Origin of the sequence: Vitreoscilla sp. C1, assembly GCF_002951955.2 — a bacterium.
Taxonomy (GTDB): domain Bacteria; phylum Pseudomonadota; class Gammaproteobacteria; order Burkholderiales; family Neisseriaceae; genus Vitreoscilla; species Vitreoscilla stercoraria.
This window is the reverse complement of sequence record NZ_CP019644.2, coordinates 2,393,669-2,410,747: the sequence shown is the minus strand read 5'-3', so window position 1 is coordinate 2,410,747 and position 17,079 is coordinate 2,393,669. Positions and strand designations below refer to the sequence as shown.

The following is a 17,079-nucleotide window of genomic DNA, read 5'->3' as shown; positions in this document are numbered from 1 at the left end:
GCACACTGAATTTAAAGGAAATCTTATTACAAATTATTTTAACAACCTTCAAAAAACCACAAACATCACATCAAAATATTTTTTAAAATAACCGAAATATCACTAAACAAAGCAATCCAAGCGTCCTGCAACTCCTTTACAGGACGCTTGGATTGCTTTTTTATTGCTTCAATCACACTAATAAGTATGTTTTAAAGACTTGAGTGCATCGATATACATTTTTTTGATTGGGTATATACTGCCCAAAAAACTTTCAGAATGCCCACACATGCCAACATCTCTTCAGCCTTCTCGATTATTGTCTTTGCCTGAACATCATTACAGCGCAATAGATGTGCAACCCTTACACCAAGCTTCTTTGCTTGCCTACAATACAGAGTTGGCAACGAGTTTGAATTTACCAGCTACGGTTCAACATTTAGAGAATTGGATTGCGCTTTTTTCAGGCAGCTTATTAACGCCACCACAACAGCCTATTGCCACTGTATACAGCGGTCATCAATTTGGTATTTGGGCTGGACAATTGGGTGATGGTCGAGCAATGTTGCTAGGGGAAGTGGTTTCGTCCCAACATGAACACTGGGAAATCCAATTAAAAGGTGGCGGTCAAACACCTTATTCACGCCGTGCTGATGGCCGAGCGGTATTGCGTTCGTCCATACGCGAATATTTGTGTTCAGAATACATGCATGCTTTGGGCATTCCAACGACACGAGCCTTGGCTTTAACAGCATCTAATGATGTGGTTTACCGCGAACAAGCCGAAACGGCAGCAGTGGTCACTCGAGTTTCGCCTTCATTTTTACGCTTTGGTCATTTTGAACATTGGTATCACAAAGGTTTGAATCACGATGTACAGGTTTTAGCCGATTGGGTTTTGGATCATTTGTATCCAGAATGTTTACAGGCTGACAATCCTTATTTGCAATTGTTTGCAACCATTAGCCAACGCACAGCCGATTTGGTCGCTTCGTGGCAAGCAGTGGGCTTTTGTCATGGCGTCCTGAATACAGACAATCTGTCTATATTAGGCTTAACCATAGATTATGGTCCGTTTGGTTTTATGGATGGTTTTGATCCACACTATATATGTAATCATTCTGACCATCATGGACGTTATTCTTACCAAGCACAGCCAGCCATTGTGCAATGGAATTTGTCATGTTTGGCGTCTTGCTTTTTGCCTTTGGCGACTGAAGAAGAATTGGTTGCCGTTTTGAATGGTTTTGTAGCGCAATACAAGGACGCTTATTTGCAAAAAATGCGTGCGAAACTCGGCCTGTATATAGAAGATGAACACGATCAAGAATTGATAGATGACTTATTAAAAGCCATGGCAGCGCAACGAGTCGATTTTAGTTTGGGCTTTCGTTATCTAAGCCAAGTCCAACGCAATGACAATACCATTCCTCAAAAATTACGCCATATTTGGCCTTTGCCCGACGTTGGTTTAACAGATTGGTTGCAACGCTACCGCCATCGTTTACAACAAGAAGTGCTCAACGATGAAGAACGGGCAGTGCGAATGAATGCCGTCAATCCAAAATATGTCTTGCGCCAATATTTATTACAACAAGCAATTGAGCAAGCTCAACAAGGCAATGTCGACAGCATGAACGAGCTATACCAAGTCATGTCCAAACCGTATGATGAGCAACCTGAATACGAACAATATGCCGCATTGCCACCTGATTGGGCGGCTGGTATTTGCGTATCATGTTCTAGTTAAACGCACTCAACCTTCAAACTGACTTCAAAAAGGCTATTCATGAGTACCATTTGTTTGAATATGATTGTGAAAAATGAGGCTGCCATCATTGCCGATACGTTGGCCAATGTGGTGGAGCATATTCACATTGATTACTGGGTGATTGCTGATACAGGTTCTAGCGATGCGACCATGGACATTATCCGCACTTTTTTTCAAGAGCGTGGTATTGCAGGCGAATTGTTGCAACACGAATGGAAAGACTTTGGTCACAATCGCCAATTGGTTTTAGAAGCCGCGCAAGACAAAACCGATTATGTGTTCTTTTTTGATGCCGATGATCGGTTTGAAGGTCGACTCACGCTGCCTGAAAATTTAACCACCACTTTTTACAATTTATTCCTCACCAATGCTCAAAGATCCACACGCTATCCACGGCGTTTATTGGCTAAAAATGATGGGTCGGTTTATTGGAAAGGTGTATTGCATGAAGTGATTTTACCTAAGACGGATCACGCCAACCAAGAACAACATATTGAAGGTCCTTATCATGTGATTTCAGGACGCTTTGGCGCACGCAACCAAGACCCAAACAAATACTTAAAAGATGCACAAGTTTTGGCTGCTGCCTTTGAAACCGAAACCAATATCATTTTTAAACGCCGCTATTCTTATTATTGTGGTCAATCTTATCGCGACTGTAATCGTCCTGATTTGGCAGTCACATGGTTTGAGCGCAATATTCAATTGTGCGAACCTCATGGCGAAGAAGTTCGCTTTAGTTATATTGCGCTGGGCACAGAATACAATCGCATGAATCAGCATGCCAAAACAGCGGAAGCTTGGTGGAACGCTTATAACGCAATGCCAAAACATGCCGAAGCGCTAGCCCTCTTGGCACAACTGTATAACAACACCCAACAATATCAACTGGCCTTTGATGTGGCTAAAAAAGCCTCCACACTGCCACCGCCAGACCCACAAAAAACCTTATTTGTGAACGAACCCATACACCGCTATATGATTTGGTATGAAGTCGCACGCAATGCCATTAAACTGCATTTAGCCGAAGAAGCTTATTGTGCTTGTCGTCACCTGCTCCATCAAGCTGAGTATGGCGAAACTTTAAACGACTTTATTCTTGATGTTCTGTATGTTCATAGAAATCAAATTGAACAAGATACATTGTCCAATGCCAAAAAAATCTATCTACGCTTAGGTCAATTGACATTGGTATCTGAAAAATCACAGCCAACCTATACCCAACTGCTGCAATGGTTTCACAATCAATTTACCAGTAGCAGTCATCCAAACATTTAAATTTGCCTGTTTCACTTATCTTCTCATGAGTATGAGAATGGAACAAATGAAGCGTCAACATCGATTTGCGTACCAACTTCCATATAATATGAGTCATATTTGGTCATTGCATCTCTAAAAAAATGGTATTTTGCTGATGAGATAAAGTCAGAACACATTCTCATTAAACAATAAAAAAGCGTCCTGTAAATATTTACAGGACGATTTTAATATTCAAATCAGATTACAAAGCGGTGAGCATATTCTTCTTCAAAGATTCCGCTTTTTCTTTGTTGCTAAATGGACCGATGCGAACAACATATTGGTCGTTTTGACGCACCATAATCACTTTTTGTTCATGGCTACCTTGTTTCACCAAATCGCTCACGCGCTTCAAATAAGCTTGCGCATCGCTGACTTGGTCAAAAGTATGCAAATTCACATAAGTATTTTTAGACGCTTCCGCTTGTGCTAATTGACCAGGTACCAATTGCTCAACACGCACTTTGGCCGTACCAGAATTGACCATGCCTAATTTTTGCGCAGCACCATAAGAAACGTCGATGATGCGATTGCCATGAAATGGACCACGGTCATTAATACGCACAATCACGCTTTTACCATTGCTCACATTGGTGACTTTGGCATAACTTGGAATCGGCAAAGTTTTGTGAGCGGCAGTCATCTCATGCATGTCATAGCGTTCACCTGAAGAGGTTTTACGACCATGAAATTGCTTGCCATACCAAGAAGCACCACCTTCTTGAGAAAATTGCGATACTTTATTGAGAGGCTGATAACGCTGGCCTTTGACTTGATAGCTTCGATTGGCGCTAGGATGTAATTTTTCTGCTTTCACCACAGAGTCAGGCACCAGTTTGTGCGTACGACCTGCATGATTGGCGACTTTTAATTGGGTCGCCATTGCTTTTTGAGTCGACATTGCAATCGGTTCTTTAGCCACAGGTGCACGCGCTGTATCAGCTTGAGCCTGAGTCATTAAGGTGCTACTGATTGCAATAGCGGCTATGGTACAGAAGAAAACATTTTTGCTAGACAAACCGGGGCTACTTTCTTGAGTTTATAAGGGGCAATACCAATACAGGACTTTCGCATCGAACAAATTTCAACCTATTGTTGAGCCATCACATCAGCTTGGTACTTTTGGTGTCTCACGCATTGAATATGCGCAAAGGCAATCGTTCTAAAGTCCGTTTTTAAACCTTATCTAACCTCGCCAAAGCCACCATTTTTTATGACATAAAAATGTAAAAAATAGTTAAATTTTTACATAAAATATTAAAATCAACTACTTAACAATCGCTACTATGCAGCAAGCCGCAAACACGGTCAAATTTTTTGCAATTACGCTTTCGCAAGAACCCAACAAGAAACACTCGCAGCCCCCGCCCCTTTTAGCTTTCGAGCCAATTCATTTAATGTTGCACAAGTGGTCACAACATCGTCAATTAACAGCAAATGACGTTCATTAACATCGTTCTGAATCGAAAATACACCATCTACATTTTCATAACGTTGTTGCAGTGGTAATGAACTTTGAGGCGGCCTGTAAAGACGCCTAATTTTGACTTTTGAATGTTGAGAAGATATTAATGATGATGTACTAAGAAACTGAAATAACCATTCAGACTGGTTATAACCACGCTCAAACAAACGTCCTCGGCTCAAAGGCATGGCAATCACACCATCCAAAGCCAAATCAGACAGCCATTTGGGCGGATTTTCCTGCATCCAAGCTGCCAAAATCGGTGCATACGACCATTGCTTGTGAAACTTATATTCGGTAATGATTTGATGTAGTGGAAATGCCAAGTGATAACTCGCCCACAAACGATCAAAATAAGGCATGTTTTGCTGACACTCCCCACAAATAGCACCACCGACACTTAAATGCGCACACCAAGGACACACTTGTTCAGACATGATAAGCTGCTGTAACAAAGGCAAACAGTCGGCACACAAATGCAAACGCTCGATGGAATCGTGGCATAATAAACAGCCTTGAGATGGATTAAGCCATGAATCACAAGATTTCAGAAAAGATTGCCACATGTATTTAACCTCGCCTGTGCTGCTACTACATGGTTGGGCTGCCAACCACCACGTTTACGACGATTTCCGTCAATATTTACCCACAGATTCCATTTGGGCGCCCGACTTACCAGGTCATGGCGACCATCACGAGACCGAATTTGATGCTGCCGTATTTGCCGACCAATTGGCGGCGCAAATGGACGAAGCACATCACATTGTGGCTTGGTCTTTGGGCGGACAAGTGGCGCTGCAATTGGCAGCTCGCCATCCTGATAAAGTCAAAACCTTGTGCCTGTGCGCCACATTTGCCAAATTGTTACAAACTGAGGGTTATGATGCAGGTTTGGTTCAATCCAAACTGCTGGGCATGATTCCTGTGTTTCAGGCCGACTATGGCAAAACCATGACGCAATTTTTGCAATTGCAAATTTTGTACACGCCAGAGCGCAAAGCGGCGGTTGAAGCCATATTGCCCGCCACCATCGCTTGTGGTGTGCCTGCGGGTTTACACAGTGCGCAGCAATATGCCAGCGCTGCCGATGCGCGCAGCTTGTTGGCTCACATCACCACGCCTACTTTGTGTGTTTTTGGCGACAAAGACACCATTACCCCTGTGCGCTTGGGCGAATATTTGGCCGCTCACTTGCCCAATGCACAATTATTGACCATTCCCAAAGCCGTACACGCCCCATTTATTTCCCATCCTGATGTGATGGCGAACGCATTGATAGAATTTTGGAACACTCATGAAGCTTGATTGGCAAGAAAACGATTGGTTTGTACACCAGCGTTTGGTAACACAAATGGACGAACGCTTGGACGTCTTGAAAAACACACCCAAAGACATTGCCATTTTTGGTGCAGATTTTGATTTAAGCCATGCCGCTTTGTCGCAACGCTATCCACAAGCAAGCCTGCAAGAATTTGATGCTCGCAGCGATTATTTGGAACTGAGCGCCGAGCAACGTGCTTCCAAGCGCAATATGTGGCAAAAATTGATGGGCAAAAAAACCATCCAAACCCAAGGCGTCTTAACCGACATTGGCGCCACTGCCAGTTTTGATGTGTTGTGGAGCAATTTGGCATTTGTTGCCGAGAGCGAACCGACAAAATTGTTTGAACATTGGTCAGATGTATTGCGCAAAGATGGCTTGCTGTATTTCACGCATTTTGGTCCCGATACTTTGCAAGAAATCATCATGTTATTGCAAATCCATGGCATCCAAGTGGCCAAAAACCGTTTTTGGGACATGCATGACTTGGGCGATATGTTGTTCCATCATGGTTTTTACGACCCGGTGATGGATGTCGATCGCATCCATTTAAGCTATCAAAATCCACAACGCTTTTGGCGTGATATGGAAGTATTGCAAGTGTGGCAGGCTTTGGGCATTGCAGACGATGATCAAGAAAATGCACAAAAAATCATCAGCCAATCTTTGCAAAATGGCGAATTGAAAAACATCACATTAGAAGTGATTTTTGGTCATGCAGTGAAAAAACTGGTTTTGCCTGAAAACGAATCTTTGGTGAATTTTTACCCATCCAAACCCAAAGCTTAAGGACGCTTATGTTAGCCAACCGTTATTGGATATTGGGCAGCCTCGCTGTATTATTAAGTGCTTGCGGCAGCACAGACAAACCCCAAACCAAACCAACATCTGTGACACACTCCAAACCCAAAGCCGTCATTGGCTTGGCTTTAGGCGGCGGGGCAAGCAAAGGTTTCGCCCATATTGGCGTGATTAAAGTTTTGCGTGAAAACCATATTCCCATTCATGTGGTCACAGGTACCAGTGCAGGTTCTGTGGTCGGTAGTCTTTACGCTTCAGGCATGAGTCCTGATCGCTTAGAATTGGAAGCCCAAATCATGGATTCGACCAATTTGGTCGATTTGACTTTGTCCACCAGTGGTTTTATCAAAGGGCAAAAGCTGCAAGACTTCATCAATGGCAAAGTCAAAAACAAGCCAATACAACAGTTTCCCATTAAATTTGGCGCAGTTGCGACCGAGTTTGGCAGCGGTAAAATGGTCACATTCACCCATGGCAATGTGGGTCAAGCCGTGCGTGCATCGGTCAGCATTCCCAATGTATTCCAACCGACCATCATTGGCGGCAAACAATATGTTGATGGTGGTTTGGTCGCACCGGTACCTGTGAAATCTGCAAAAAGTTTAGGTGCCAATTTTGTCATTGCAGTCGACATTTCACAAAAACCTGCCAAAAGCGCCACAGGCTTTTTAGCCCAATTGGATCAAAGCTTGAACATCATGAGCGTTTCCGCTTTGAATGGCGAACTCAAACAAGCCAACATCGTCATCCGTCCACAAGTGCAGCAATTGGGTGCCATTGGCGGCTTCAACCAACGTGACCATGCCATCAAATTGGGCGAAGATGCCACACGAAAAGCATTGCCGCAAATCAAAGCCCAATTGGCAAAATACCGTTATTAACCATTTAATATCATCCACCAAGCCAACAAGCGTCCTGTAAACCTTTACAGGACGCTTGTCATCATTTCATGAGCTGATTCAATATCAAATTTGAAAGCGTTTCCACAGCCATTGATGAGCTTGTTTTTAAAAAATATTGTCTTAGTTGCGTCAACATTTCCATCAACCAACACCTTCATATTGTGGCCATCAATTCATCACTACCTTCTTTAAAACCAAAACTCCAAACTCAGCACCGACAAACCACACTTTTGAGTCACCAACAATTTGGGCTACAATCTTCGCCATGAACACTCCTACCCGAATTTTAGGCATCGATCCTGGCAGTCGCATTACGGGCTTTGGTGTGATTGATTTGGTTGGTCGCCAACATGTTTATGTGGCTTCAGGCTGCATCAAAACGCCACCCAAAGCCACTTTAGCCGAACGCATTGATGTGTTGTTTCGCCACATTGTCGAAGTAATCGACACTTATCAACCGACTGTTAGCGCCATCGAACAAGTCTTTGTCAACGTCAATCCCGCAGCGACATTGATGCTAGGTCAGGCGCGCGGTGCGTGCATTGCTGCATTGGTACACCAATCTTTACCTGTGCATGAATACACCGCTTTGCAAGTCAAACAAGCGGTGGTCGGACAAGGCAAAGCCGCCAAAGAACAAGTGCAACACATGGTGGTACAAATGTTGGCATTAAATGGCACACCTTCCGCCGATGCGGCAGATGCGTTGGCAGTTTGTCTGACCCACGCGTTGCGCAACCACAATTTGGCAGCACAAATTCAACAAGGTTTGAGCATCAAAGGCGGTCGTTTTACCGCACGTTAAGCCTGTATTTTTAAGCGTCCTGTATTTTTTTAGAAAGCCTGTATGATCAGTCAATTGACCGGCAATATCATCGACAAACAACCGCCCATCATCATTATGGATGTCAATGGTGTCGGTTATGAAGTGCATGTTTCGATGCAAACTTTTTACACTTTGCCTGCTGTGGGTGAAAAACTGCGTTTGTACACACAATTGATTGTGCGTGAAGATGCACATTTGCTGTTTGGCTTTGCCAATACTGCCGAGCGTGAAACCTTTCGCTTGCTCATCAAAGTTTCTGGCATCGGTGCCAAAACCGCTTTGGGCATCTTATCGGTTTTGTCTAGCGACGATTTGGCTCGGGCGATTGCCGATGAAGACATCAAAGTGTTGAGTTCTGTACCAGGCATTGGCAAAAAAACCGCCGAACGCTTGGCTTTAGAATTGCGTGGCAAATTGCACATTGGTGGTGCGGTTGATATGCCTGAAGGTTTATTCACCCCCAAAACCGATACCAAAGACGACATCATCAGCACTTTATTGGCATTGGGCTATAACGAGCGTGAAGCCAATGCAGCGACCAAAACCTTGCCTGCCGATTGCGATGTCAGCGAAGGCGTGCGTTTGGCTTTGAAAAACATGCTCAAATAAAACAATGTATCAAAAAAACCGCAGCCCATCGCTGCGGTTTTTTGTTGATGCGCTTTCAATCTTTGTTGCTGTCAAACCAATCATTGACTTCTTTTTCAGCCTCTTCTTTGGTTTTACCGTATTTCTCTTGCACTTTACCCGCCAAATATTGGGCATTGCCTTTGGCCTCTAACAATTCATCATCGGTCAAGTCGCCCCATTTTTCTTTGGCTTTACCTTTAAGCTGTTCCCATTTGCCTGCCATTGTATCTTTGTTCATCCAAATCTCCTTGTCATTCAATCAATCGTTGCTTTATGCAGACATGCTTCTTTTCAATAAAGTTTGGCAAAATACATTTCTTTAACAATATTAACCCAATCAAAACACCGTCAATCCATACAAAAAGCGTCCTGTAAATCATTACAGGACGCTTGTAATTTGAAGATTTAGGCTTCGCGTGCCACTGCCAATGGTGCAAATGCTTGCGCCACAGGCATGATTTCAATGCTGTTCACATTCATATGCTTCGGTTGCTCTAACGCCCACACAATGGCATTGGCAATGTCTTCACCGGTTAAAGCTTGCACATTGTCATACACACTGGCAGCTTTTTCATCATCGCCTTTGAAGCGCACATTGGAAAACTCCGTTCCACCGCACAAACCGGGCTCAATATTGGTCACACGCACAGGCGTTCCCACCAAATCCGCACGCAAATTCAAGCTAAACTGCTTCACATAAGCCTTGGTTGCACCATATACATTGCCACCTGGATACGGATACGTGCCTGCAATCGAACCCAAATTGACAATATGACCTTGCCCACGTGCGACCATGCTCGGTAATACTTGGCGAGTCAGATAAGTCAATCCAATGATATTGGTATGAATCATTGTGAGCCAATCGGCAAAATCAGCTTGAGGCGCTTTTTCCAAACCCAAAGCCAAACCTGCGTTGTTCACCAAAACATCAATGTTTTGCCAATCCTGCGGCAAAGCTGCCAACGCCGCATCTACTTGCTCCAATTGTGTGACATCCAATTGCAACGGCAAAAATGCGTCACCCAATTCTTGCTTCAAACCATCCAAACGCGCCATGCGACGTGCCGCACCAATGACGCGATGCCCTTTAGCGACCAACAAACGACAAGTCGCTTCACCAAAACCTGCCGATGCTCCTGTAACCAATACCAACATGTGTCTTCCTTTATGTGAATATGCATTCGTCAATCAAACAGCTGTGCCAAAATTGTAGGCGATAGCAAGGCATTTGCAAAAGAATTAAAACTTCCTAGTTAAGAAGCAAACGCTGTTCGGACTAGGCTTGCGGATATTTAACCCGCTCGTGCTGAATTTTTTCGGCTAAAAAATCAATAAACGTGCGCACTTTGGCGCTTAAGAATTGGCGATTAATATAAGCTGCATACAATGTCACAGGCGTGTAATGCTCATGGCTCAAAACCCGTTCCAAGCGCCCTGCCGCCAAATCTTCCAACAAAATCGGCTCAGGCAAATACGCAATGCCCATGCCTGCCAAAGCCAAACGATAATTCATCAAAGTATCGCTGGTTAAAATAGAAGCAGGAATGTCAAAAACAGGCGCAGATTTATCAGCATTGATGACAATTTGCGATAAATTGGTATAAGTGGGCATCACGCCTTTGTGCTGCGACAAATCAGCAATGCTTTCAGGACGCCCATAACGCTGCAAATACTCAGGCGCAGCCACCAAATAAAATTGAATGGTGTCAATCGGTTTGACAATCAAAGATGGTGATGGGTCGTGCGACACTCGCAAAGCCAAATCATAGCCTTCGGTCACCAAATCCACACGGCGATTTTCCAAGCTCAAATGTACCAATACCTCAGGATATAAGCGATGGTATTGAGCCAGCCAATCGGCAAATTGTGGAATCGCCATCCAACCCGGTGCCGTCACTTTCAGGATGCCTTTGGGCTGTTTGACACCAGCGCTGGCATTGGTGCTGGCTTGTTGCAAGATGTCCAAAGCCTGCCCTGATTCATCAAAATACAATTGCCCAGCTTCAGTCAAATGCAAACGGCGACTGGTGCGCATTAACAAACGGGCTTGTACTTGTTGTTCCAAATTGGTGACATGCTTGCTTGCCATCGCTGTCGAAATATTCAAATCTTCCGCAGCTTTGGTAAAGCTGCCACGCATCACCACTTGGCGAAAAACTTTGATACTGGTCAGTAAATCCATGGTTTCTATCTTTAACGATTGATAAACAATTCTATAACAAAATGCATATCGATTTCTAAATAAGACATGATTACAATGCTCATCTGCATCAAAACCAACAACATATTTGAAAATCAATCACATACAAAGAGCCATCATGTCAAATCCTACCAAAATCCAAATGTTAGAACCCATTACTTTGGGATTATTGCGCATCGTCAGCGCATATTTGTTTATTTTTCACGGCACGACCAAATTGTTCCAATTTCCTTATATTGAAAAATTTGCCAACGTTCCTATGGCATCAATTTTTGGCGTGGCGGGCATTTTGGAAGTCATCGGTGGCATGTTATTGTTATTAGGCTTGTTCACCCGTCCTACTGCTTTTGTTTTGTCAGGCTTCATGGCGGTGGCTTATATCATGGGTCATGTGATGAATGCAGGCAATTTCTTGATGCCTATTTTAAATGGCGGTGAGTTGGCGATTGTATGGTCGTTCGTCTTCTTATACATCAGCGTAAAAGGCGCAGGCGCATTTGCTTTGGACAATATGCGTCAAAAAGCCTAAGCCCAATTAAGCACTATATGAAACAGGTCAGTTTATACTGGCCTGTTTTGTGTTTCAGGAACCACCATCAGAGCTATAGTCATTTCTGGTGTATGACGAACAAATGAAGAAGGCGTATCCTGTTGATTGATTTCCGACCAAAGATTTCAACCAACAAAAGGAATACGCCATGACTGATTCTAACCCAAATGCATTCGTACAACCACAGCAAACATTCAATGACCCATTGACCGATTTGCTGCGTCAGGGAGCCAGGGAGTTGATTGCCAAAGCAGTTGAAACCGAATTGCAGATTTTGCTGGAGCAACACTCACCCAAGAAACTTCCCGATGGTCGCCAAGCATTGGTCAGAAATGGTTATTTGCCGGAACGAACAGTGCAGACTGGCATTGGTGATGTACAGGTGAAAGTGCCGAAGGTACGAGATCGCAGTGGTGACGGTGTGTGTTTCAACAGTCAATTGTTGCCGCCTTATTTGAAACGTACCAAAAGCATCGAAGAATTGCTGCCATGGCTGTATTTGAAAGGCATTTCCACAGGTGACCACCAACAAGCTTTGGCGGCTGTATTGGGAGAGCAGGCCAAAGGCTTGTCAGCCAATACCATCAGTCGTTTGAAGCAACATTGGACGGACGAACATCGGCAATGGAGCCAGCGGGATTTAAAGGGCAAACGCTATGTGTATTGGTGGGCCGATGGCATTTACAGCAATGTGCGATTGGACGATAGACTGTGTTTGCTGGTCATCATTGGTGTGACTGATCAAGGACATAAAGAGTTGGTGGCGGTTGAAGATGGTTATCGGGAATCTGAAGTCAGTTGGTCAGAAGTGTTGATAGGCTTGCGTTTGAGGGGTTTGGAAACCAGTCCAAAATTGGCGGTCGGCGATGGTGCGTTGGGCTTTTGGAATGCCATGGCCAAGTCTTATCCAGACACCAAACATCAGCGCTGTTGGGTGCACAAAACGGCCAATGTGTTGGCAGCCGTACCCAAATCGGTACAAGGCAAATTGCGAGAGGCTTTGAAAGAAATTTGGATGGCCGAAACCAAAGAAAGTGCAGAACAAGCCTTCAAACAAACAGTGGCTCGCTTTGGTGACAAATACCCCAAAGCCATTAACAAACTGGTGAAGGATGAAGAAGAGTTATTGGCATTCTATGACTTTCCAAATGTGCATTGGACGCACATCCGCACCACCAACCCGATTGAATCCACGTTTGCTACCGTACGATTGCGTAGTAAGCGGGCTAAAAACTGCGGTTCCAGAGAAACCACTTTGGCGATGGTGTACAAATTATTGGAAACGGCCCAAAAGCGTTGGCGCCGGATTCAAGGATTCAACTTATTGACCTTGGTGGTCAACAACGTCATCTTCAAAGATGGCAAGCAGGAAGACGAGCAATCAACAGAGAAAGCGGCCTGAATGCCATACACCAGATTTGACAATAACTCACCATCATTATAATAAGCTCATTTATCACAAAACTGTTTGTGGTCATATTTTAGAAGAAAGCTGTCTTTATGAAAAAATGGTTTCGATGGTTTGAAACTCGATTGCCGCTTTACCCTGAGTCCCTACCACCACTATCCCAAGACAATATGTGGCAATTTGTGCGGGCTTGCTTAAAAGGTTGCGGCTTTTGGATAGGCATCATGATGGTCTTTTCCGCAGGTGTCGGCATGTTTGAAGCCTATTTGTTTCAAATGATGGGCAGCTTGGTCGATGCGATGAACACGCTCACACCTGCGCAATTTTGGGCAGAGAAAAAAGCGTGGTTGCTTGGCATGGCAGTCATCTTGATACTCAGTCCATTTTGGGTGTTAACGGGCTCATCTGTGCATTTGCAAACCTTACAAGGCGTGTTGCCCATGCGTTTGCGCTGGCAGTTTCACCGCCTGATGCTCAATCAATCGATGAAATTTTACCAAGATGAATTTGCAGGACGCTTGTCGGCAAAAGTGATGCAAACGGCTTTAGCCATTCGTGACTTGACCATGACCGCAGCAGAAATGGCCGTCTATTTGCTGATTTACTTCCTGTCTATTGGCGTGATTTTGGCGCAATTTGACTGGCGTTTGTTATTGCCATTTGTATTGTGGATTGTCACCTTCACTTGCATGTTGGCATTTTTTATTCCCAAAATGGCCAAAGCCGCTCGCAACCAAGCCGATGCACGCTCATTGATGACAGGTCGCATCACCGATGCTTATTCCAATATTTTGACGGTCAAATTGTTCTCACACAATGAACGTGAATTGGATTATTCCAAAGAAGCCATGGATGAATTCATGCTCACGGTGCACAAGCAAATGCGCATCGGCACCCAACTGGATGCCATCAATCACGCTGGCAATGTGTTGCTGATTTTACTCACAGGCATTTTGTGCGTGTTGCTGTGGCAAAACGGTATGATTACCGTGGGTGCTGTGGCTGCGGCAACTGCGATGGCTTTGCGCTTGAATGGTTTGTCACAATGGATGATGTGGCAATCGGCGATGGTTTTTGAAAACTTGGGTACCATCCAAGATGGCATGAACACCTTAGCCAAAGAACACCATGTCACCGACCATGACCATGCCCCTGCACTACAAGTGACACAAGCGAACATCCGTTTTCAAGATGTTGATTTCAGTTATGGGCAAAAGAATTTATTAGAACAATTCAATTTGCACATACAAGGCGGCGAAAAAATTGGTTTGGTTGGCAGATCTGGTGCTGGTAAATCCACCTTGGTCAATTTGCTGTTGCGCTTGTATGACATCGATAGCGGCAGCATTCAAATCGATGGTCAGAATATCGCTGCGGTACAGCAAATTTCATTGCGCAAACACATCGGCATGGTCAGCCAAGATACGGCTTTGTTACATCGCTCGGTGCGGGACAATATTTTGTATGGTTTTCCCGAAGCGAGCGAAGCGCAGTTACAGGCCGCTTTGAAGCAAGCACAAGTCTTGGAATTTCTCGACAATCTGGTCGATGCCAAAGGTCGACGTGGCTTGGATGCGCATGTGGGCGAGCGTGGTGTGAAGCTCTCGGGCGGTCAACGCCAACGCATTGCCATCGCTCGGGTGATTTTGAAAAATGCGCCGATTTTGTTATTGGATGAAGCCACCAGTGCGCTCGATTCTGAAGTAGAAGCGGCGATTCAGGAAAATCTTTACCAATTGATGCACAACAAAACTGTGATTGCCATCGCGCATCGCTTGTCTACCATTGTACAAATGGACAGATTGATTGTTTTGGACGGTGGTCAAATTGTCGAAAGTGGCAGCCATGAACAGCTTCTTGCCAAAGGTGGCGTGTATGCCCGTTTGTGGCAACGTCAAAGTGGTGGTTTTTTAGGTGATGACATCGATTAATCTCACCACTATTTCGATGCATTGCCATTTACAGGACGCTTTTAAGCGTCCTGTAACATTTTTTAACAAAAAAAACCCGACTGTTCAACCAGTCGGGTTCAAATCACATCATCATGAAGAAAGTTCATACACACATCGTGCGTGAATCAAACTGTGCGTCAAACGGTTGGCGGCTTTGATTTGTTTTGCTCCCACAAACAATACAAATCCTCGCTAGCAACCATCTGTGATGAACATCAAGCACTGTTTGCCTCACCACGGGTGTCAATATAATGTTTACTTCATCATGACTCTTTGCGCTAACGCAAACAATCTAATCTCAATTAGACTAAATCGGTCTGAGGATTGATATAAAACAAATTATTTTTAGCCTCACCATACACATCATGCATCCATCCTCCAATCCTCAACACCATACCAACTGTTTTCTACGGCTTATTTGTTCTGATATTATTTTTTTAAAATGTTTCTCCATCACCAACAACAGTTTGGAATATTCACTGTTCATTGCTGACAAAACACCACTCTTATAGATAGCCATTTCGTAAATCCCTGATAAAACGCCGATTGCGTTACAATCACCTTTTTGCTGCAAAGATAGAGTGACATCATGTCTGAAACCGTTACCATTGCCGCCATTGCCACTGCCCCAGGTCGAGGCGGTGTGGGCGTGATTCGCTTGTCGGGTCAAAATCTAATGCCACTGGCACAAAAAATCACTGGCGGTAAAACGCCCAAACCTCGCATGGCTTTGTACAGCGACTTTTTGTCTGAAGATGGTCAAGCTTTGGACAACGGCTTGTTATTGTATTTTGCTGCGCCCGCAAGTTTCACAGGTGAAGATGTGATTGAATTGCAAGGTCACGGTGGTCCTGTGGTGATGCAAATGTTGCTCGCACGTTGTTTGGAATTGGGCGCACGTCTTGCTGAACCGGGCGAATTTACTAAACGCGCTTTTTTGAACAATAAACTCGATTTGGCTCAAGCCGAAAGCGTTGCCGATTTGATTGATGCATCCAGCCAATCTGCCGCACGCATGGCGTTGCGTTCGCTCAAAGGCGCTTTTTCCAATCACATTCACGCTTTGGTTGACGATGTGATTACTTTGCGCATGTTGGTCGAAGCGACTTTGGATTTTCCTGAAGAAGACATTGACTTCTTAGAAGCGGCAGATGCCAAAGGCAAATTACGCAAAATCCGTGAGCAATTAGACGGCGTTTTGGCACAAGCACAACAAGGCGCCATTTTGCGTGAGGGTATGCAAGTGGTATTGGTTGGTGCACCCAATGTCGGCAAATCCAGTTTGCTCAATGCATTGGCAGGCGATGATGTGGCGATTGTGACCGACATTGCTGGTACCACACGCGACACCGTGCGTGAAATGATTACTGTAGATGGCGTACCGATGCACATCATCGATACCGCAGGTTTGCGGGATACCGACGACGTGGTCGAAAAAATCGGCATCGAACGCAGTCACAAAGCCGTACAAGAAGCCGATGTGGCATTGATTTTGATAGATCCACGCGAAGGTGTGAATGCTCGCACACAAGAAATTGTCGCCAGTTTGCCTGAAAACTTACCTTGTTTGGAAATTCACAACAAAAGCGATTTGATGGGTAGCGAAGTTTTGCAAACCCAACAATACATTGCCCGTGCCAACGATGTGATGACCATTTCAGCCAAAAAAGGCGCAGGTTTACAAGCTTTGAAACAAGCATTGCTCCAACAAGTTGGCTGGCAAGGTGAAGCCGAAGGTTTGTTTTTGGCACGAAGCCGCCATTTGCATGCTTTGGAACAAGCCAAGCAAGAGTTGGCATTTGCTGCCGATTGCGGTGAAATGATTGATTTGTTTGCCGAACATTTGCGCTTGGCACAAATCAGCTTGAATGACATTACAGGAGAATTTACCGCCGATGATTTATTGGGCGTGATTTTCAGCCGTTTTTGTATCGGTAAATAAAAAAACAGGCGTCCTGCACCCTTTCAGGACGCC

General features: G+C 44.5%; 16 protein-coding genes. 11 read left to right on the top strand and 5 right to left on the bottom strand.

The features are described 5' to 3' along the window. Positions 1–268: 268 nt before the first annotated feature. Together ADP71_RS11790 and ADP71_RS11785 are read left to right on the top strand one after the other, a co-directional pair. Positions 269–1,729 carry a protein adenylyltransferase SelO gene (locus ADP71_RS11790; protein ID WP_026353574.1) on the top strand — a complete coding sequence of 487 codons (1,461 nt, stop codon included), beginning with the start codon at positions 269–271 and terminating at the stop codon, positions 1,727–1,729. 39 nt (positions 1,730–1,768) lie between these two features. Next, positions 1,769–3,028 carry a glycosyltransferase gene (locus ADP71_RS11785; protein WP_019958497.1) on the top strand — a complete coding sequence of 420 codons (1,260 nt, stop codon included), beginning with the start codon at positions 1,769–1,771 and terminating at the stop codon, positions 3,026–3,028. 223 nt (positions 3,029–3,251) lie between these two features. On the opposite strand, the gene ADP71_RS11780 is transcribed toward ADP71_RS11785, so the two are convergent. Further along, complete coding sequence (locus ADP71_RS11780) at positions 3,252–3,932, bottom strand: septal ring lytic transglycosylase RlpA family protein (protein ID WP_443089129.1); 681 nt, start codon at positions 3,930–3,932, stop codon at positions 3,252–3,254. A 440-nt stretch (positions 3,933–4,372) separates the two neighbouring features. After that, positions 4,373–5,080 carry a ComF family protein gene (locus tag ADP71_RS11775; protein ID WP_104932242.1) on the bottom strand — a complete coding sequence of 236 codons (708 nt, stop codon included), beginning with the start codon at positions 5,078–5,080 and terminating at the stop codon, positions 4,373–4,375. On the opposite strand from ADP71_RS11775, the gene ADP71_RS11770 reads away from it, so the two are divergent. The 5 genes from ADP71_RS11770 to ruvA all read left to right on the top strand — a co-directional run bounded on the left by ADP71_RS11770 (position 5,079) and on the right by ruvA (position 8,973). Beyond that, positions 5,079–5,819: an alpha/beta fold hydrolase gene (locus ADP71_RS11770; RefSeq protein ID WP_104932241.1), complete on the top strand. Its 741-nt coding sequence runs from the start codon at positions 5,079–5,081 to the stop codon at positions 5,817–5,819. The two genes, ADP71_RS11775 and ADP71_RS11770, sit on opposite strands and share 2 nt — an antisense overlap. Further along, positions 5,809–6,624 (top strand): hypothetical protein, encoded by an 816-nt coding sequence (locus tag ADP71_RS11765; protein ID WP_019958501.1) that lies wholly within the window; start codon positions 5,809–5,811, stop codon positions 6,622–6,624. Before ADP71_RS11770 ends, ADP71_RS11765 begins: the two co-directional genes overlap by 11 nt. An 8-nt stretch (positions 6,625–6,632) precedes the next feature. Beyond that, positions 6,633–7,517: a patatin-like phospholipase family protein gene (locus ADP71_RS11760; protein WP_019958502.1), complete on the top strand. Its 885-nt coding sequence runs from the start codon at positions 6,633–6,635 to the stop codon at positions 7,515–7,517. Between the two features lie 286 nt (positions 7,518–7,803). Continuing rightward, on the top strand, positions 7,804–8,343 hold the full coding sequence (ruvC, locus tag ADP71_RS11755; RefSeq protein WP_019958505.1) for a crossover junction endodeoxyribonuclease RuvC: 540 nt from the start codon (positions 7,804–7,806) through the stop codon (positions 8,341–8,343). Positions 8,344–8,385: 42 nt separating this feature from the next. After that, positions 8,386–8,973, top strand: a complete 588-nt coding sequence (gene ruvA / locus ADP71_RS11750) for a Holliday junction branch migration protein RuvA (protein WP_019958506.1) — start codon at positions 8,386–8,388, stop codon at positions 8,971–8,973. A gap of 55 nt (positions 8,974–9,028) precedes the next feature. Here ruvA and ADP71_RS11745 read toward each other — a convergent pair whose 3' ends face one another. From ADP71_RS11745 to ADP71_RS11735, 3 genes are all read right to left on the bottom strand, one after another. Beyond that, positions 9,029–9,232, bottom strand: a complete 204-nt coding sequence (locus ADP71_RS11745; RefSeq protein ID WP_019958507.1) for a CsbD family protein — start codon at positions 9,230–9,232, stop codon at positions 9,029–9,031. Between the two features lie 167 nt (positions 9,233–9,399). Further along, positions 9,400–10,149: an SDR family oxidoreductase gene (locus tag ADP71_RS11740; protein WP_019958508.1), complete on the bottom strand. Its 750-nt coding sequence runs from the start codon at positions 10,147–10,149 to the stop codon at positions 9,400–9,402. A gap of 121 nt (positions 10,150–10,270) precedes the next feature. Continuing rightward, on the bottom strand, positions 10,271–11,176 hold the full coding sequence (locus ADP71_RS11735) for a LysR family transcriptional regulator (RefSeq protein ID WP_104932240.1): 906 nt from the start codon (positions 11,174–11,176) through the stop codon (positions 10,271–10,273). Positions 11,177–11,312: 136 nt separating this feature from the next. Here ADP71_RS11735 and ADP71_RS11730 point away from each other — a divergent pair, with 136 nt between their 5' ends. The 4 genes from ADP71_RS11730 to mnmE all read left to right on the top strand — a co-directional run bounded on the left by ADP71_RS11730 (position 11,313) and on the right by mnmE (position 17,046). Further along, positions 11,313–11,723, top strand: coding sequence for a DoxX family protein (locus ADP71_RS11730; RefSeq protein ID WP_019958511.1), 411 nt, complete (start codon positions 11,313–11,315; stop codon positions 11,721–11,723). Between the two features lie 169 nt (positions 11,724–11,892). Beyond that, complete coding sequence (locus ADP71_RS11725; RefSeq protein ID WP_104931213.1) at positions 11,893–13,146, top strand: IS256 family transposase; 1,254 nt, start codon at positions 11,893–11,895, stop codon at positions 13,144–13,146. A gap of 98 nt (positions 13,147–13,244) precedes the next feature. After that, on the top strand, positions 13,245–15,083 hold the full coding sequence (locus ADP71_RS11720) for an ABC transporter ATP-binding protein (RefSeq protein ID WP_171461173.1): 1,839 nt from the start codon (positions 13,245–13,247) through the stop codon (positions 15,081–15,083). A 610-nt stretch (positions 15,084–15,693) separates the two neighbouring features. Then, a complete protein-coding gene (gene mnmE, locus ADP71_RS11715; protein WP_019958513.1) occupies positions 15,694–17,046 on the top strand; it encodes a tRNA uridine-5-carboxymethylaminomethyl(34) synthesis GTPase MnmE in 1,353 nt (450 codons plus the stop codon). Positions 17,047–17,079: the final 33 nt, after the last annotated feature.

What these genes read in the sequence shown, in the direction of transcription:
- ruvA (WP_019958506.1), top strand. Translation starts at nt 8,386, where the DNA reads ATGATCAGTCAATTGACCGGCAATATCATCGACAAACAACCGCCCATC.
- ruvC (WP_019958505.1), top strand. Translation starts at nt 7,804, where the DNA reads ATGAACACTCCTACCCGAATTTTAGGCATCGATCCTGGCAGTCGCATT.
- ADP71_RS11780 (WP_443089129.1), bottom strand. Translation starts at nt 3,932, where the DNA reads ATGGCGACCCAATTAAAAGTCGCCAATCATGCAGGTCGTACGCACAAA.
- ADP71_RS11725 (WP_104931213.1), top strand. Translation starts at nt 11,893, where the DNA reads ATGACTGATTCTAACCCAAATGCATTCGTACAACCACAGCAAACATTC.
- ADP71_RS11775 (WP_104932242.1), bottom strand. Translation starts at nt 5,080, where the DNA reads ATGTGGCAATCTTTTCTGAAATCTTGTGATTCATGGCTTAATCCATCT.
- ADP71_RS11735 (WP_104932240.1), bottom strand. Translation starts at nt 11,176, where the DNA reads ATGGATTTACTGACCAGTATCAAAGTTTTTCGCCAAGTGGTGATGCGT.
- ADP71_RS11740 (WP_019958508.1), bottom strand. Translation starts at nt 10,149, where the DNA reads ATGTTGGTATTGGTTACAGGAGCATCGGCAGGTTTTGGTGAAGCGACT.
- ADP71_RS11720 (WP_171461173.1), top strand. Translation starts at nt 13,245, where the DNA reads ATGAAAAAATGGTTTCGATGGTTTGAAACTCGATTGCCGCTTTACCCT.
- ADP71_RS11730 (WP_019958511.1), top strand. Translation starts at nt 11,313, where the DNA reads ATGTCAAATCCTACCAAAATCCAAATGTTAGAACCCATTACTTTGGGA.
- ADP71_RS11790 (WP_026353574.1), top strand. Translation starts at nt 269, where the DNA reads ATGCCAACATCTCTTCAGCCTTCTCGATTATTGTCTTTGCCTGAACAT.
- ADP71_RS11770 (WP_104932241.1), top strand. Translation starts at nt 5,079, where the DNA reads ATGTATTTAACCTCGCCTGTGCTGCTACTACATGGTTGGGCTGCCAAC.
- mnmE (WP_019958513.1), top strand. Translation starts at nt 15,694, where the DNA reads ATGTCTGAAACCGTTACCATTGCCGCCATTGCCACTGCCCCAGGTCGA.
- ADP71_RS11760 (WP_019958502.1), top strand. Translation starts at nt 6,633, where the DNA reads ATGTTAGCCAACCGTTATTGGATATTGGGCAGCCTCGCTGTATTATTA.
- ADP71_RS11765 (WP_019958501.1), top strand. Translation starts at nt 5,809, where the DNA reads ATGAAGCTTGATTGGCAAGAAAACGATTGGTTTGTACACCAGCGTTTG.
- ADP71_RS11745 (WP_019958507.1), bottom strand. Translation starts at nt 9,232, where the DNA reads ATGAACAAAGATACAATGGCAGGCAAATGGGAACAGCTTAAAGGTAAA.
- ADP71_RS11785 (WP_019958497.1), top strand. Translation starts at nt 1,769, where the DNA reads ATGAGTACCATTTGTTTGAATATGATTGTGAAAAATGAGGCTGCCATC.